Source organism: Granulicoccus phenolivorans DSM 17626 = NBRC 107789 = JCM 15570 (assembly GCF_000423085.1).
Lineage (GTDB): Bacteria > Actinomycetota > Actinomycetes > Propionibacteriales > Propionibacteriaceae > Granulicoccus > Granulicoccus phenolivorans.
Map to the genome: position 1 here is coordinate 85726 of NZ_AUHH01000011.1, position 16880 is coordinate 102605.

Consider the following 16880-nt stretch of genomic DNA (forward strand, 5'->3'; position numbering starts at 1 on the left):
GCCGGTCATGTTTGACACCGGCGGAACCGGAGTGAGAAGATCGACGGCGGTATCCCGCAACGCCGAGCCACGGTGATCACAGATCAGGAGCCCAGTGACCCGCTTCCCCTTCGCCGCAGTGGTCGGTGCCGACGACATGGCGCTGGCCCTTCTGCTGACCACCATTTCCCCGAGCGTCGGTGGCGTGCTGGTCCGGGGCGAGAAGGGCACCGCGAAGTCCACGATGGTCCGCGCCCTGGCCGAACTGCTTCCGGCGCAACAGGTGGTCACCGGCTGCCGATTCGGCTGTGACCCGGCCGCCCCCGATCCCGGCTGCCCCGACGGCCCGCACCCCGCCGACGCGCCCGCGACCCGCCGCGCGGCCCAACTGGTGGAACTGCCCGTCGGCGCGACCGAGGACCGGGTGATCGGGTCGCTGGATCTGCAGTCCGCCCTCGGGGAGGGCCGGGCCAGTTTCGAACCCGGCCTGCTCGCCCGGGCGCACCGGGGCCTGTTGTACGTCGACGAGGTAAACCTGCTGCACGACCACCTGGTCGATCTGCTGCTGGACGCGGCCGCGATGGGCCGCAACACCGTCGAACGCGACGGGGTGTCGGTCTCCCACGCGGCCCGGATCGTGCTGGTCGGCACGATGAATCCCGAGGAGGGCGAACTGCGCCCCCAGCTGCTGGATCGCTTCGGCCTGACCGTCGAGGTGTCCGCGCCGCGCGATCCGGCGGTCCGCGCAGAGGTGGTCCGGCGGCGGATGGCCTTCGACGCCGATCCCGAGGGGTTCGTCGCGGCGTACGCCCCGGCGCAACAGGACCTGGCGACCCGGATCGCCACGGCCCGGGAACTGCTGCCGCAGGTGACGCTGTCCGGGGCGGCACTGATCAAGATCGCCGAGGTCTGCGCCGGCTTCGAGGTCGACGGGATGCGCGCCGACATCATGACCGCCCGGGCCGCGCTGGCCCACGCCGCCTGGTCCGGACGAACCGCCGTGACCCGCGCTGACATCCGGGCCGCGGCCCGACTGGCCCTGCCGCACCGGCGCCGGCGCAACCCCTTCGACGCCCCCGGGTTGGACGAGGATCTGCTGGATCGCCTGCTCGGTGACGACGACCCGGAGCCCGACCCCGAGCCCGAACCGGAGCCGGACGCCCCCGACCCGACCGAGCCCGACCCGACCGAGCCCGACCCGACCGGCCCCACTGACGGCGCCGACGGCGATCGCCCCGACGGGGCACCCGACCCCGCCGGTCCCCGACCCGAATCCCCGGCCGACCGGGGTCCGGAACCGGCTGAGCAGCCGACGTCCGGCGACCCGGAGCCCGGTGCCGGCGCCACCGTCCCGGTCGGGATCGCGCCGCCCGGGCAGGCGTACCGGACGAAGCTGTTCACCGCCCGCGGGATCGGTTCGGGCCAGGCCGGTCGCCGTTCCCGGGCGCTGACCAGCCGGGGCCGCCGGATCGGCGCCACCACCCACGCCGAGGGCCCGGTCCATCTGCCGGCCACGATCCTCGCCGCGGCCCCGCACCAGCAGCGGCGCGGCCGGCAGACCCAGATGCTGTTCCGCCATTCCGATCTGCGCCGGGCGATCACCGAGGGCCGGGAATCGAACCTGATCCTGTTCTGCGTCGACGCCTCGGGATCGATGGCCGCCCGGCGCCGGATGGAGGCGGTGAAGACCGCGACCCTGTCCCTGCTGCTGGACGCCTATCAGCGCCGGGACAAGGTCGCCCTGGTCAGCTTCCGCGGCTCGACCGCCGAACTGCTGCTACCGCCGACCGGGTCGGTCGATGCCGCCGCGCGCCGCCTCGCCGACCTCCCGCACGGTGGCCGTACGCCGCTGGCCGAAGGTCTGTGGCAGGCCGCACAGGTGCTGCGGACCGAGCGGATCCGGGATCCGAAACGACGCCCGTTGCTGGTGCTGATCACCGACGGGCGGGCCACCAGCGGCCCCGACGCCCTGGCCCGGGCCGATCGGGTGGCCGACCTGTTGCGCGAGCAGCACGTGGACTGCCTGGTGATCGACTGTGAGTCCGGCCGGCTGCGGCTGGGCCTGGCCGGCCGCCTCGCCCACCGACTCGGTGCGGACCATGTCGCCCTGGAATCGGTCGGCGCCGACCAGATCCTCTCGGCGGTCGCCGCCCACCGGCCGGCCGCATGAGCCGGCCGCTCCCCCGGTTCGTGATCGCCGCCCCGGCGTCCGGACACGGCAAGACCACCGTCGCCTCCGGCCTGATGGCCGCCCTGCGGGCGCGCGGGCGCAGCGTCGCCCCGTTCAAGGTCGGCCCGGACTACATCGATCCGGGCTACCACACCCTGGCCACCGGGCGCGCCGGGCGCAACCTCGACCCGGTGCTGTGCCCCGGGGACCTGATCACCCCGCTGCTGCTGCACGGCAGCCGCACCCCCGAGCCGGCCGATCTGGCGGTGATCGAGGGCGTGATGGGTCTGTTCGACGGCCAGCTCGGCACCCAGGGGTACGCCTCGACCGCGCACATCGCCCAGCTCACCGGATCCCCGATCATCCTGGTCGTCGACATCTCACACACCTCCCGCACCGTGGCTGCCCTGGTGCACGGCCTGGCCACCTTCGAACCGGGGCTGCACATCGCCGGGGTGATCTTCAACAAGGCCGGCTCGGTGCGTCACAGCGACGAGGCGGTCGCGGCGATGGCGGCCACCGGCGTACCGGTGCTGGGGGTGTTGCAGCGCGATGCCGGGATCACCGCACCGTCGCGGCATCTGGGGCTGGTTCCGGTCGCCGAACGTGACCGGGCGGAGGAGTCGCTGGGGCTGCTGGCCGAGCAGATCGCCGGCGCGATCGACCTGGCCGCCGTGGAACGGATCGCCCAGCAGGCGGCCCCGCTGACCGGTACCCCGTGGGACCCGGCCGCGGCCGTCGCCCGGATCGGTGACTCCGCCCCCGTGGTCGCGGTCGCCGCCGGGCGGGCTTTCACCTTCCGCTACCCGGAGACCACCGAGTTGCTGACCGCGACCGGCTGCCGGGTGGTCGAGTTCGATCCGCTCACCGACCCCGACCTGCCCGCGGGCACCAGCGGGCTCTACCTGGGCGGCGGCTTCCCCCAGGTGTACGCCGAGTCCCTCGGCGCCAACCACGCTCTGGCCGACACCATCGCCGCTCGGGTCGCCGCGGGTCTGCCCACCGTCGCCGAATGCGCCGGCCTGCTGTACCTCAGCCGCACTCTGGACCGGCAGCCGATGGCCGGCGTCCTGCCCACCGACGCCGCGATGCACCGCCGGCTGACGCTGGGCTACCGGACCGCGATCGCGCCGGCGGACACCCTGGTGGCCCGGGCCGGGGAACGCCTCCGCGGGCACGAGTTCCACCGCACCCGCACCGATCCCGGCGCCGGCCCCGATCCGGCCTGGCTGCTCGACGGCACCCCGGAGGGCTTCTCGCTGGCGCCCACCGGCGTACCAAGTGTCCATGCCAGCTATCTGCACACCCATTGGGCCGGCCACCCGCAGTCGGCGTACCGTTTCGCGACGGCGGTCTTCGCCCACCAGAACACAGGAGTATCCCGATGAGCCTCGACGTCGATGTGGCCGGACGCCAGGTCCTGATCACCGACTGCACCCCGGCGACCATCGCCACCATCTCGTCGCTGCTGGCCGCCGGTGCCCGGGTGAGCGTCCGCGCCGGCGAACTCACCACCTCGGTGCGGGACCTGGTCGAGCGGGGCCTGATCGCGCACGTCCCCGACGCCGATCCCGCCGCGTTCGATGTGGTGCTGAAGACCCGGGCGGTCGCGGCGCCGGCGCCCCCGTCCGGGCGCGGCGAGGTCGTCCTGGTCGGCGGCGGCATCGGCGATCCGGACCTGATCACCGTCGCCGGGCTGCACGAACTGCGCAGCGCCGAGGTCGTCGTGCACGACCGGCTCGCGCCGCTGGCGCTGCTCGAGGGGCTGTCGGCCGAACTGATCGACGTCGGGAAGATCCCCCGGGGCGAGTTCACCCCGCAGGAGCGGATCAACCAGGTGCTGATCGAGCACGCCGCCGCCGGCCGGAAGGTGGTCCGGCTCAAGGGCGGCGACTCCTTCGTGTTCGGCCGCGGCGGGGAGGAATGGCTGGCCTGCGCCGAGGCCGGGATCGGCGTACGCACCGTGCCCGGGATCTCCTCGGCCATCGCCGCCGCCGAACTCGCCGGGGTCCCGGTCACCCATCGCGGCCTGAGCCAGGGCTTCACCGTGGTCTCCGGACATGTCGCCCCGGGGGATCCGCGCGGAGATCTGGACTGGGCGGCGCTGGCCCGCACCGGGACCACGCTGGTGATCCTGATGGGGGTCGGTACGCTGCCGAAGATCTGCGCCACGCTGATCGAACACGGCCTGTCCCCCGACACCCCGGCGATCACCGTCGCCGACGCCGGGCTGCCGAGCATGCGAACGATCCGGGCCCCGCTGGCGGAAATCGCCGCTACCGTGGAACGAGAGGGCCTCGGTGCTCCCGCAGTCACCATCATCGGGGCGGTGGCCGGGCTCCGGCTGGAGTGAGCCGCACCGCGGTCCGGGGCAGGCAAGAATGAGATCACCCAGGTACGTCATCGTCGGAGTCGTGGCGAAGCAGTCGCCCGACGTGGTGGCCGGCGCGGCCACCTTCGCCGAACACTTCGACGCCGAACTCGTGTGCGTCAGCGTCGATGCCTCCCGCTACCCGATCGAACGCCATCCCGACGGCACCGTCACCGCCGCCTCGATCGACTCCGACCTGGCCGACGACGGGGTCCTCCACTTCGACGAGGTCATCCGGACCCGGATCGCCGAGGTCCTGGCCCAACGCCCGGTCCGCTGGAGCACCCGGGCGCTGGCCGGCAACCCGGCCAAGGAGCTCTCCCGCATCGCCACCGAACTGGCCGCGACGATGATCGTCGTCGGCACCCGCAATGCCGGGCTGCGGGGATCGCTGCGGGAGGTCATCAACGGGTCGGTGGCGGTCCAGCTCGCCCATCGCCAGCATCGCCCGGTGGTGGTGATCCCGCAGCACCCGGTGGACGCGGACCTGTCCCGGCGCGGTGGCACCGACTAGTCCCGCATCGATGGCCGCCTCCGCCGAGCCCCCGACCGTACCGACCACGCCGGCCGCCCCCACGCCGGTGCATCGCCGGCTGTCCTCGCTCACGCTGGTGTTCGTCGGCGGCAGTGTCGGCGTCGCGATCCGGGAGGCCCTCTCGCTGGTGTTCCCGCCCGTCCCCGGCGGAATCCCCTGGGTGGTCCTGGCGATCAACGTGACCGGGGCGTTCCTGCTCGGATTCCTGCTCGACGCACTCGCCCGCAGCGGCCCCGACGCCGGACATCGGCGCCGACTCCGGCTGCTGCTGGGCACCGGACTCCTGGGCGGCTACACCACCTACAGCGGGCTGGCCACCGATACCGCGACCCTGCTGGGCGGCAGTACCCCCGCCGCGGGCCCGGCGTACGCCCTGGCCACGGTGCTGCTCGGCGCGCTCGCCACCGGGCTGGGGATCGTCCTGGCGACCCTGACCCAGCGCGGCAGGCGCACCCGATGACCCCGCTGCTGTTCGTCGCGGTCGCCCTGGTCGGCGGACTCGGCGCCTGTTGCCGGCTGCTGCTGGACGGCGCCATTCGCGCCCGGAGCACCGGTCCACTGCCCTGGGGGACCATCGTGATCAACCTGACCGGGTCGTTCCTGCTCGGCCTGGTGCTCGGGCTCGCCGCCGCTCAGGTGCTCCCCGAACCGGTCCGGCTGGTGCTCGGCACCGGTTTCCTCGGGGGTTACACGACCTTCTCCACCGCCAGCTTCGAGACCGTCCGGCTGGTGCAGCAGCGGCAGTGGAGCGCCGCCGCGCTCACCGGGCTGGGCGTCCCGGTCCTCGCGACGGCGGCAGCCGCCGCGGGACTGTGGCTGGGCGGGCTGGACGGGTTGGGCTGACCGGGTTGGGCTGAGCACGCGGCTCAGGCGTTCGGGTCCCGGTCGGTCCCGGCCCCGCGGCGCCGGATCGGCGGGGTCGTGGCCCCGGCGGCCGACGCACCGGCGCCCGTGGCCGGACCGGCCCCCGCTTCGTCCTGGCCCAGGACCGTGAAGCCGGCGTCGCGGATCATCTCCAGATCCTCCTGCGCGCCGCGGCCCTCGGAGGTGAGGTAGTCCCCGAGGAAGATCGAGTTCGCCACCTGCAGGGCGACCGGCTGCAGCGAACGCAGATGCAGTTCGCGGCCCCCGGCGATCCGGACCTCCTTGTCGGGGCAGGCCAGCCGGACCAGCGCCAGGATCCGCAGGCAGCGCAGCGGCGTCAGCTCCCAGTGCCCCTGCAGCGGAGTTCCGTCGAAGGGCATCAGGAAGTTGATCGGGATGGAGTCCGAATCCAACTCCCGCAGCGCGAGAACGGCCTCGACCAGTTGCTCGTCACGCTCCCCCATGCCGGCGATCAACCCCGAGCAGGAGGACAACCCGGCCGCGCCGGCCCGGCGTACGGTCTCCACCCGGTCCTGGTAGGTGTGGCTGGTGCAGATCTCGGGATACCGCGACTCCGCGGTGTTCAGATTGTGGTTGTACGCGTCGACCCCGTGCTCCCGCAGCGTCTCGGCCTGCCCGTCCCGCAGCGCCCCCAGGCAGGCACAGACCTCGACCCGGGGATGCTGCTGCTTCAACTCATCGACCAGCGCGCCGACCCGGGCGACATCCCGATCCGAGGGGCCGGTGCCGGAGGCGACCAGGCACACCCGCGAGGCACCACCGGCGATGCCCAGCCCGGCCTGGCGAACGGCCTCAGCGGTGTCCAGCCAGGAGTACTTCAGCACCTCGGCGGTGCTGCCGAGCCGCTGGGAGCAATAGCTGCAGTCCTCCGGGCACAGCCCGGTCTTGAGGCTGACCAGATAGTTCACCTTGACCGTCGTTCCGAAGTACCGGCGCCGCAGTGCCGCGGCCGCGGCGACGAGCGCGAAGGTGTCGGCATCGGGGGTGGCCAACACCGCCAGTGCCTCCGCCCGATCCAGCGGCGCCCCACCGTTCAGCAGCCGGGCGACGATCTCGGCGATGCCCCGCGACTGGATCGGTTCGGCCGGTTTCGCGGGGGCGGTGGGCAGCGTGGTCATCGAGCATCCTTCGGGTCGGCAGCGGTGTTTGTCGGCACCCTAGCAGTTTTTGAACACCGTTCAATCCGTGCTGTGCGGATCCCGCCGACGCCGCTTTGCAGCCGTGGAGCAGACTCGGCACGGGCCATCCTGCCGAGAGGAACTTCGATGAACGCTACGACCGAACCGGACCAGCAACTGCGCGTCCTGCTGGTACGCCACGCCCAGACCGCCCTCAACGCCGAGGGACGCATCCGGGGCCGGGCCGATCCGGAGCTCAACGAGGTCGGCCTGCAACAGGCGCACGCGACCGCCGTGGCCCTGCGCGCGTATCGGCTCGGCCGGGTGGTCACGAGCCCGCTGCAGCGGGCCGTGCGGACCGGGCAGATCATCGCCACGGAGTCCGGCGTACCGCAGTCGGTCGATCCGGCCTATCTGGATCGCGACTACGGTGCCTGTACCGGTCGGCTCCGCTCGGAGGTGCTCCAGCAGTGGGGCAGCATCGACGCCGCCCCCGGAGTCGAGCCGACCGCGGCGGTGCTCGACCGGGCCCGGCACGGCCTCGATGCCCTCACCGACACCGGCACCGTCGCCGTGGTCACCCACGATGCGGTCATTCGCCCGCTGCTCACCAGCATCCGCCCCGGAATCACCCCGGAGGTGGAGACCTGCTCGTGGGCCGTCCTGCTGCGGGTCGGCGCCGGCTGGCAGGTCGAATCCTTCGACAACACGGCCCCCACCGACTGAGGCCCCATCAACTGAGGCACACGTCACCGCTCCGGGCGCGCCGGATCGGCGTACCGTAAATTTCATGACGACGGTCATCGAGATCAGCGGTCTCACCAAGAATTTCGGACACGTCCGGGCCCTCGACGGGCTCGACCTCGCGGTGCACGCGGGAGAGATCCACGGTTTCCTCGGCCCGAACGGGGCCGGGAAATCCACCACACTGCGGATTCTGCTGGGGCTGGTCCGCCCCAGCGCCGGGACCTGCCGGATCTTCGGACAGAGCCCGGGGCAGGCCGAGGTCCAGCGCCGCCTGGCGTACGTCCCCGGTGATGTCAGCCTGTGGCCGAATCTGACCGGCGGCCAGATCATCGATCTGCTCGGCCGCCTGCGCGGCGGCCTCGACCCGGCGCGCCGGGCCGACCTGCTGGAACGCTTCGACCTCGACCCCACCCGCAAGGCCCGCACCTACTCCAAGGGCAACCGACAGAAGGTGGCCCTGATCGCCGCCCTGGCCAGCAACGCCGAGCTCCTGTTGGTGGACGAGCCGACCTCCGGGCTGGACCCGCTGATGGAAACCGTGTTCGCCGACTACGTCCGCGACCTGCGGACCGAGGGGTGCACCGTTCTGCTGTCCAGCCACATCCTGTCCGAGGTGGAGGCCCTGGCCGACCGGGTCACCCTGCTGCGGGCGGGCCGCAATATCGAGACCGGTTCCCTGGCGCAGTTGCGGCATCTGCACAACACCCGGGTCCGGGCGGAGCTGGCCCACCCGCGCCCCGGCCTGGCCGAAGTCCCCGGCATCCAGGATCTGGTGGAGACCGACGGCGAGGTCGGCTTCACCGTCGCGACCGATGCCCTCGATCGGGCGATCGCCGAGCTGTCGGTGCGCGGAATCCGCTCGCTGACCTGCGAGCCGGTCAGCCTGGAGGAGCTCTTCCTGGCCCAGTACGAGACGCCCGCCCCGGCCACGCCGCGGCTGCCCGAACCGAGCCGGTCATGACCGGATTCGCCGGAACCGGCATTCTGCTGCGGCAGGCCCTGCGCCGCTCCCGCTGGCTGATCCTGATCATCACCCTCGGCACCTGGCTGCTGTCCTGGGCCTCCGGGGTGGCCACCGTGGATCTCTATCCGACCGAGGCCGAGCGCGTTCTGGCCAACGCCGTCGGCAATGCCACCACCGGTGTGGTCGCCTTCTACGGTCATGTCGACCTCCCCGATTCCCTCGGCGGCCTCGGCACCGCGAAGCTGCAGATGATCGACTTCATCGTGATCGCAATCCTGGTCATCGCCCTGGTGCGCCGCACCACGCGGGCCGACGAGGAGGCCGGACGCACCGAGCTGCTGGCCGGCACCCCGGTCGGGCGGCGCGCGCCGCTGGCCGCGGCGGTGAGCCTGGCCCTGCTGGTCTCGGTGGTCCTGGGGCTCGGTTCCGGTCTGTTCGTCGGCCTGTCCGGCCTGCCCTGGACCGGCGCCTGGGCGCTCGGGCTGGCCGTCACCGCCGTCGGTTGGGCCTTCACCGGACTCACCGCGGTCGCGGTCCAGGTGAGCGCCAGCAATCGCATCTGCGGGGTGATCGCGTTCAGCGTGCTCGGGCTGGCATTTCTGCTGCGGATGGTCGGCGATCTGCGGCAGGGCCGGCCCGGGGAGTTCCTGCGCTGGCTGTCCCCGCTGGGTTGGGCGCAGCAGGTGCGCCCCTACAACGGGGAGCGGTGGTGGCCGCTGCTGCTCACCCTCGGCCTGCTGGTGGTCTCGCTGCTGGTCGCCGACCGGCTGCTGGCCACCCGCGACATCGGCTCGGGACTGCTGCACGAGCGCCCCGGACCGGCGCATTCGCGGATCGGCTCGGCGTACGCCCTGGCGGGGCGGTTGCAGCGCGGCGGGGTGATCGGTTGGGCGCTGGTGTTCAGCGCGATGGGCCTGGTCGTCGGCAGCCTGTCGGGCACCATCGGGAGCTTCCTCACCCCCGAGACCATCGACCTGCTGCGGCGCCTGGGCGGCGCCGGTGACGTGGCCGCGCTGCTGACCTCGGTGTACGCCCTGATCACCGGCTACCTGGCGGCGGCGTTCGCGATCGGGGCCGTGCTGCGGCTGCGGACCGAGGAGGCCGACGGGCACAGCGAGCAGGTGCTCGCCGCCGGGGTCGGGCGTACCGCGCTGTTGCTGTCGCACCTGCTGATCGCGGTGGTGGGCGTACCGGTGATGTTGACACTGGCCGCGGTCGGTGACTATCTGGGGCGGTTGTCCGGCGGTGAGGATCATTCCCTGGTCGCCTCGCTGACCGCGTTCTGGGTGCAGATCCCGGCCGCGTGGGTGCTGGCGGCGCTGACCGTGGCGGCGTACGCGCTGGTGCCGCGGCTGGCCTCGGCGATCGGCTGGGGTGCGCTCACCCTGGCGATCATTCTGGTCGAGTTCGTCGGGCTGCTGAAGCTGCCGGACTGGATCGCCGGTCTCTCCCCGTTCCGGCACGTTCCGAAACTCCCGGCGGAGTCGATGCGCTGGGCCCCCGAACTCGGCCTGATCGTGATCGGGGTGGCCTTCCTCGCGCTGGCCTTCAGCGTGTTTCGGCGCCGCGATCTCCCGGCGACCTGAGCGCAGCCGGAGCCTGCTCGGCGGGCCGGCCGGCCTCGGGTCGGGCCGGTCCGGCGTGCGCGCGGAACAGCGGCACCGCGACCTCGTCGACCACACGGGCGAGGAACTCCGGGTCGCTGCCCCGCCCGGCCGCGGTCAGTTCGGCATGACTGAGCGTCACCGGGGTCAGCAGGACCAGGTCGGGGATCGGTCCGGGCCCCAGGTCGCCGCGGGCCACGGCGGCGTCCACCACCCCGCGCAGCGCGGTGAGCAGATTGCGCCGGGACCGGTCCACCAGGTCGGCGCGCAGGTCGGCGTCGGCATCGCCGAGCAGCGCGCGCAGTGTGTCCGGGCCGATCTCCTCCCGGCGGGCCAGGCTCCGGCCGAGCAGCGCGAGCAGGTCGGTGCGCAGCGAGGGTGCACTCCCGGATCCCGGCCGCGGCAACGCTCCGACCGCCGGCGCCAACTCCGCGGCGAGCGCGTCGGCGACCAGGTGCGCCCGGTTCCGGTAGCGCCGGTACAGCACCGGTTTGCTCGTGCCCAGCCGGCGGGCCACCCCCTCGAAGGTCACCCCGGAATAGCCGCGACTGCCCAGTTCGGCCCGGGTGGCCGCCCGGATGGCGGCCACCAGCGCCTCGCCGCGGCGGCGGGTACGGACCTCCGGCGAGGCTGGGCGATTTCCCGGTACAGCCATTCTCGGGATGCTACCCTCAAAGACATAAGATACGTCCCATATCTTATGTGACGAGGGCCACATGCAACAGCCGGAATTCGCGCAGCGCGAACCCTGGGCCCGGTCCGCGACCGAGGTGCTGACCTCGCTGGACAGTTCCGCCGACGGGTTGACCCGGGCCGAGGCCGCCACCCGGCTGGCCCGGACCGGCCGCAACGAGTTGCCCCCACCGGCCCGACAGCCGCTGTGGCGGCGCCTGCTCAAGCACTTCGACGACGTGCTGATCTACATCCTGATCGGCGCGGCCGTCCTCAAGGCGATCTCCGGGGAATGGATCGATTTCGCCGTGATCACCGTGGTGATCCTGGCCACCGGACTGATCGGCTTCATCCAGGAGGGCCGGGCCGAATCGGCCCTGGCCGGGCTGCACCGACTGCAATCGGTGCATGCGCAGGTACGCCGGGAGCGGGCCTGGGGCATCGTCGATGCGGCAACTCTGGTACCCGGTGATGTCGTCCGGGTCCGCAGTGGGGACCGGGTGCCGGCCGACGTACGCCTGCACACCGCGACCAATCTGCAGCTCGATGAGTCCGCGCTCACCGGGGAGGCCGAGCCGAGCAGCAAGGATCCGGCGCCGGTGTCGGCCGATGCCGGCCTCGGTGACCGCTGCGGCATGCTGTACGCCGGGACGATCGTCACCGGCGGCCGGGGCGCCGGGGTGGTCGTGGCGACCGGGACCGGCACCGAGATCGGCCGCATCTCCGCGCTGGTGGCCACCCAGGACCAGCTGGACACTCCGCTGTCGCGCCAGCTCGGGCGGCTGGGCAAACAGATGTCGATCATCATCGGCCTGCTCGCCGCGGTGATGCTGCTGGTGGGCCGGCTCACCCATGACTGGCCGCGCGAGGAACTGCTGTCGGCGGCGATCGCGTTCGCGGTCGCCGCCGTTCCGGAGGGGCTGCCCGCCCTGGTCACCATCACCCTGGCCCTCGGGGTGCAGCAGATGGCCCGGCACCAGGCGATCACCCGCAAGATGGCGGCGGTGGAAACCCTCGGCGCGGTCACCACCATCTGCTCGGACAAGACCGGCACGCTCACCCAGAACGAGATGACCGCCCGGGTCGTGGTCACCGCCGCGGCGAGCTATCGCGTGGAGGGCACCGGCTACGCGCCCGAGGGGCGGATCCTGACCGCCGCCGGGGAGCCGGCCGAACTCGCCGACCATCCGCAGCTGGCCGCCCTCACCCTGGCGGTCGGGGTCTGCAACGATGCCCGGCTCGAGCAGACCGAGACCGGCTGGCGGGTCGTCGGCCAGCCCACCGAGGGAGCCCTGGCGGTACTGGCCCGCAAGGCCGGCGCTCCGGTGCACGCGGCGGCCCGGATCGCCCATCTGCCGTTCGAATCGGCGCACAAGTACGCCGCGACGCTGGCCGAACTGCCCGGACCCACCGGCACCCCGGTCCGCCGGCTGATCCACCTGGTGGGGGCGCCGGACCGGCTGCTCGACCGCTGCGCCACCCAGCAGGGCCCCACCGCGGCCCCCGTCCCGCTGGACCGACCCGCCTGGGAGGCCCGGATCGAGGATCTGTCCGGCCGCGGTCTGCGGGTGCTGGCAGCCGCGGCGAAACCGGCCGGGGAGACCACGACGCTGACTCCGGTCGAACTCGAGGGCGGCCTGACCTTTCTCGGGATCGTCGGGATCCTCGATCCCCCGCGACCGGAGGCCACCGCGGCGATCGCCGAGGCCCACGGCGCCGGGATCCGGGTGAAGATGATCACCGGGGACCACCCCGGGACCGCGATCGCGATCTCGCGCGAATTGGGGATCGCCCCGGCCACCGGGGAGGTTGCCGCGCTGACCGGGAGCGACCTGGCGCAGCTGAGCCAGGACCGGCTGGGGCGGGTGGTCCGCGAGGTCGACGTGTACGCGCGTACCTCACCGGAGCACAAGCTGCGCATCGTCCGGGCGCTGCAGTCGCACGGCGAGGTGGTCGCGATGACCGGCGACGGGGTCAACGACGCTCCCTCGATCACCCGGGCCGATGTCGGGGTCGCGATGGGGATCAAGGGCACCGAGGCGACCAAGGACGCCGCCGACATCGTGCTGGCCGACGACAACTTCGCCACCATCGAGCGGGCGGTGCACGAGGGGCGGCGGATCTACGACAACATCCGCAAGTCGGTGGTCTTCCTGCTGCCGTCCAACGGCTCCCAGTCGCTGGTGGTGATCGTGGCGGTGCTGCTGGGGATCACCCTGCCGCTGTCGCCGCTGCAGATCCTGTGGGTGAATCTGGTCACCACCTTGACCCTCACCCTGGCCCTGACCGGTGAACCGGCCGAAGCGGGGATCATGCGCCGCCCGCCCCGCTCACGGCGGGAACCGGTGCTGACCGGGCGCTTGTTGGCGCTGGTGCTGAGCGCGTCGGTGCTGATCGGCGGGGCCACGTTGGGGGTGTATCTGCTGGAGTTCGCCCGAACCGGGAACTATGCGGTGGCCCAGACCACGGCGGTGCTGATGCTGGCGCTGGGGCAGTTGGCGTTCCTGTTCAACTGCCGCTTCCTGCACAATTCCGCGCTCACCTGGCGGGTGCTGGTCGGCAATCGGGCCATTTGGATCTCCGCCGGGCTGTTGTTGGTGCTGCAGTTGACCTTCACCTACGCCCCGTTCATGAACCTGTGGTTCGAGACGACCCCGATCGGTCCTCACGGCTGGGGTCTCACCCTGGTCCTGGCGGTCGTGGTGTTCCTGCTCGCCGAAGCGGTCAAGGCGGTGCTGCGCCACCTGCCCGGGCGAGCCTCGCGGCGGATCAGCCCAGCCGGGCCCGGACCCAGCTGACCGCCGCTTCGACGGTCGCGACCCGCTCGGCCGCCGGCTCGGCCGGGCGGTCGACCACGACCACCGGGACGCCCAGTTCGGCGGCCACGTCGAGTTTGGCGGCGGTCAGGGAGCCGCCGGAGTTCTTGGTGACCAGGACGTCCACGGCGTACTCGGTGAACAGCGAACGTTCGGCGGCGTGGTCGAACGGGCCGCGGCGCTGCAGGATCGTCCAGTTCGGCCAGGCTTCGTCGGGCGGTTCGACCAGCCGGACCAGTGCCCAGCGGTCGGCCCAGGCCCGATAGTGCGCCAGGCCCTGGCGGCCGGTGGTCAGGAATGGCCGTTCGCCCAGTTCGGCCAGCGCCGGGCAGGCCCCGGAGATGTCCGGCACCCAGGTCCAGGAGACGGCCCGGGGGTCGGTCTCCCAGCCGGGTCGTAACAGCCGCAGCAGCGGTACGCCGGCCTGTGTACTGGCGGCGACGGCATGCTCGGACATGGTCGCGGCGAACGGGTGGGTGGCGTCGATCACCAACGGGGTCGCGCTGCTCCGCAGGAACTCGGCCAGGCCGGCCACCCCGCCGAACCCGCCGCTGCGGACCGCGCCCACCGGCAGCGCGGGCCGGGAGACCCGGCCGGCGAGGGAGGACAGCGTCGGTACGCCGAGGTCGACCAGGGCTCGGGCGAGCGCCCGGGCCTCCCCGGTGCCGCCGAGGATCAGGACCGCGGGACCGGTCGGCACGATCAGTGGGTGAGGCCGGGGTGCTGCGGGCCGTCCCCGGGCACCGGCGGCAGTTCGGTACTGCCCGGCTGGCCCGGCGGAAGCTCCAGTCCGCCGGCCGGATGCGGCTCGTCCTCGGCCTCGGTCGGGCTGGGCGGCGGCATCACCGGCGGAATGTCGGAGGGCTGCCGGGAGTCGGACCCGGTCCAGGCCGGCCGCTTCGGCCAGCGTTGCATGGGCTCGAAGATCCGGTCGACCTGCGCCCGATCCAGGGTTTCGTGCTCGAACAGTTGCCGCACCAGCTCATCGAGAATGGCGCGATTGGTCTCCAGGACGTCGAAGGCCTCCTGATGGGCGTTCGAGATGAGGGTCTTGACCTCCTCGTCGACGACCGCGGCCACTTCTTCGGAGTAGTCCCGGTGCCCCGAGGCGATCTCGCGGCCCAGGAACGGTTCCTTGTCCCCGGAGCCGAGTCGGATCGCCCCGATCCGGTCACTCATGCCGTACTCGGTCACCATCGCGCGGGCCACATTGGTCGCCTTCTCGATGTCGTTGGAGGCTCCGGTGGTGGGGTCGTGGAAGACCATCTCCTCCGCCGCCCGGCCACCGAGCATATACGCCAGCTGGTCCAGCAATTCGCCGCGGGTGTTGGAGTACTTGTCGTCCTCGGGCAGCACCATGGTGTAGCCCAGCGCCCGCCCGCGCGGGAGGATGGTCACCTTCTGCACCGGATCGGTGCCGGGCATCGCCGCGGCGACCAGGGCATGGCCACCCTCGTGGTAGGCGGTGATCAGCTTCTCCCGGTCGCTCATCAGGCGGGTGCGGCGCTGCGGGCCGGCGATCACCCGGTCGATGGCCTCGTCCAGGGCCTGATTGGTGATCACGGTCTGGTCGGTGCGGGCGGTCAGCAGGGCTGCCTCGTTGAGCACGTTGGCCAGGTCGGCGCCGGTGAACCCGGGGGTACGCCGGGCCACCGCCTTGAGGTCCACATCGCCCATCGGCTTGCCCTGGGCATGGATCTTCAGGATCGCCAGCCGGCCCGCCATGTCGGGCGAGTCGACCTGGATCTGCCGGTCGAACCGGCCGGGGCGCAGCAGGGCCGGGTCCAGCACGTCGGGCCGGTTCGTCGCCGCGATCAGGATCACCCCGCCGCGTACATCGAAGCCGTCCATTTCGACCAGGAGCTGGTTCAGCGTCTGCTCCCGCTCGTCGTGGCCGCCGCCCATTCCGGCGCCGCGATGCCGACCGACGGCGTCGATCTCGTCGATGAACACGATCGCGGGCGCGTTGTCCTTGGCCTGCTCGAACAGGTCGCGGACTCGGGAGGCGCCGACGCCGACGAACATTTCGACGAAGTCCGACCCCGAGATCGAATAGAACGGTACGCCGGCCTCCCCCGCGACGGCGCGGGCCAGCAGGGTCTTGCCGGTGCCGGGCGGACCGTACAGCAGCACGCCCTTGGGGATCTTCGCGCCGACGGCCTGGAACTTGGCCGGATCGGCAAGGAATTCCTTGATCTCCTCCAACTCCTCGATCGCCTCGTCACAGCCGGCAACGTCGTCGAAGGTCGTCTTCGGGGTGTCCTTGTTCGCCACCTTGGCCCGGGACTTGCCGAACCGCATCACCTGCGATCCGCCGCCCTGGACGGAGTTCATCAGGAAGAGGAACAGGCCACCGATGATCAGCAGGGGGAGCAGGAAGGGCACGACATAGTCGAGGACTCCCGGCTGCGGTTTGGTGCCCTTCCACGAATCCAGGGTGTGCTCGTCGACCCGCTGCTGCAGCCGCGGGATGATCTGTTCGCTCTGCGTGCCGACCCAGGTCGCCTTGTAGCGGAACTTCCCGCCGTCCCCGATCACCCGGATCTGCTGCTCACCGTCGATCAGCTCGACCGACTGGAGCTTGTCCGAGCCGTTGATCACCGCCACGACTTCCGACGTCGGTTTCTCCTCGAAACCGTCGGCCGAACTCAGCAGCTGGAAGCCGGCGAACACGGCGATCACGGCCAGAATGATCCAGACCGTGGGGCCGCGGAAGATGCGGGAAGCGTTCATGACCTACCTATTGGGCGACTAGGGGCATGTTGACCCTACCCGGCCGCGCCAAGACCGGCCGAATCCGGGGTTGACGCTGGTCGTGTCTCGGGTGCGATGGTGTGTTGGCGGTCTCCGGGGCCGGGCGGGCCGGGGTGCGGTGTGCGGGCCGGGGTGCCGTCCGCGGGCCCGGGGCGCGGTACGCGGGCAGGAGTGCCTGTCCGCGGGCCGAACTGCTGTTCGCGGGACCGCGTGCCGTGCGGCGGGCCGGCGTACCTCCCGCGGCCCCTGCAGGACCCGCGCACCC

General features: G+C 72.2%; 14 protein-coding genes. 10 read left to right on the plus strand and 4 right to left on the minus strand.

All coding sequences use genetic code 11. The annotated features are described in order from the left end of the window. The first annotated feature begins 94 nt into the window (after nt 1-94). From G531_RS0106170 to crcB, 6 genes are all read left to right on the plus strand, one after another. On the plus strand, nt 95-2149 hold the full coding sequence (locus G531_RS0106170) for a putative cobaltochelatase (RefSeq protein ID WP_081683876.1): 2055 nt from the start codon (nt 95-97) through the stop codon (nt 2147-2149). Next, on the plus strand, nt 2146-3537 hold the full coding sequence (locus G531_RS20855; protein WP_035757815.1) for a cobyrinic acid a,c-diamide synthase CobB: 1392 nt from the start codon (nt 2146-2148) through the stop codon (nt 3535-3537). The genes G531_RS0106170 and G531_RS20855 overlap by 4 nt, the downstream gene beginning before the upstream one ends. A gap of 203 nt (nt 3538-3740) precedes the next feature. Next, nucleotides 3741-4502 carry a uroporphyrinogen-III C-methyltransferase gene (gene cobA, locus G531_RS0106180; RefSeq protein WP_245630433.1) on the plus strand — a complete coding sequence of 254 codons (762 nt, stop codon included), beginning with the start codon at nt 3741-3743 and terminating at the stop codon, nt 4500-4502. Between the two features lie 61 nt (nt 4503-4563). After that, nucleotides 4564-5034 carry a universal stress protein gene (locus G531_RS20860; RefSeq protein ID WP_051215134.1) on the plus strand — a complete coding sequence of 157 codons (471 nt, stop codon included), beginning with the start codon at nt 4564-4566 and terminating at the stop codon, nt 5032-5034. Between the two features lie 10 nt (nt 5035-5044). Further along, the gene (locus G531_RS0106190) at nt 5045-5515 is read left to right on the plus strand and encodes a Fluc/FEX family fluoride channel (RefSeq protein WP_081683878.1); all 471 of its coding nucleotides are present in this window, start codon (nt 5045-5047) and stop codon (nt 5513-5515) included. Continuing rightward, nucleotides 5512-5898, plus strand: a complete 387-nt coding sequence (gene crcB, locus G531_RS0106195; RefSeq protein WP_026926578.1) for a fluoride efflux transporter CrcB — start codon at nt 5512-5514, stop codon at nt 5896-5898. Before G531_RS0106190 ends, crcB begins: the two co-directional genes overlap by 4 nt. Before the next feature lie 23 nt (nt 5899-5921). On the opposite strand, the gene bioB is transcribed toward crcB, so the two are convergent. Further along, nucleotides 5922-7058 (minus strand): biotin synthase BioB, encoded by a 1137-nt coding sequence (gene bioB / locus G531_RS20865; protein ID WP_081683879.1) that lies wholly within the window; start codon nt 7056-7058, stop codon nt 5922-5924. Between the two features lie 147 nt (nt 7059-7205). Between bioB and G531_RS20870 the strand changes: the two genes are divergently transcribed. The 3 genes from G531_RS20870 (at nt 7206) to G531_RS20880 (ending at nt 10355) form a co-directional block, all read left to right on the plus strand. Then, on the plus strand, nt 7206-7784 hold the full coding sequence (locus G531_RS20870; protein ID WP_051215135.1) for a histidine phosphatase family protein: 579 nt from the start codon (nt 7206-7208) through the stop codon (nt 7782-7784). Nucleotides 7785-7848: 64 nt separating this feature from the next. Beyond that, on the plus strand, nt 7849-8766 hold the full coding sequence (locus tag G531_RS20875) for an ABC transporter ATP-binding protein (RefSeq protein WP_035757817.1): 918 nt from the start codon (nt 7849-7851) through the stop codon (nt 8764-8766). Further along, nucleotides 8763-10355, plus strand: coding sequence for an ABC transporter permease (locus G531_RS20880; RefSeq protein ID WP_035757818.1), 1593 nt, complete (start codon nt 8763-8765; stop codon nt 10353-10355). The genes G531_RS20875 and G531_RS20880 overlap by 4 nt, the downstream gene beginning before the upstream one ends. Here G531_RS20880 and G531_RS20885 read toward each other — a convergent pair. Then, the gene (locus tag G531_RS20885; RefSeq protein WP_162143151.1) at nt 10318-11028 is read right to left on the minus strand and encodes a TetR/AcrR family transcriptional regulator; all 711 of its coding nucleotides are present in this window, start codon (nt 11026-11028) and stop codon (nt 10318-10320) included. The two genes, G531_RS20880 and G531_RS20885, sit on opposite strands and share 38 nt — an antisense overlap. Nucleotides 11029-11089: 61 nt before the next feature. Between G531_RS20885 and G531_RS20890 the strand changes: the two genes are divergently transcribed. Next, the gene (locus G531_RS20890; RefSeq protein WP_035757820.1) at nt 11090-13843 is read left to right on the plus strand and encodes a cation-translocating P-type ATPase; all 2754 of its coding nucleotides are present in this window, start codon (nt 11090-11092) and stop codon (nt 13841-13843) included. On the opposite strand, the gene G531_RS0106230 is transcribed toward G531_RS20890, so the two are convergent. Beyond that, nucleotides 13815-14561 carry a cobalt-precorrin-6A reductase gene (locus G531_RS0106230; protein WP_035757827.1) on the minus strand — a complete coding sequence of 249 codons (747 nt, stop codon included), beginning with the start codon at nt 14559-14561 and terminating at the stop codon, nt 13815-13817. The two genes, G531_RS20890 and G531_RS0106230, sit on opposite strands and share 29 nt — an antisense overlap. 2 nt (nt 14562-14563) lie before the next feature. Next, entirely contained in the window at nt 14564-16594 is a 2031-nt protein-coding gene (gene ftsH / locus G531_RS20895) for an ATP-dependent zinc metalloprotease FtsH (protein ID WP_081683881.1), read from the minus strand. Nucleotides 16595-16880 lie beyond the last annotated feature (286 nt).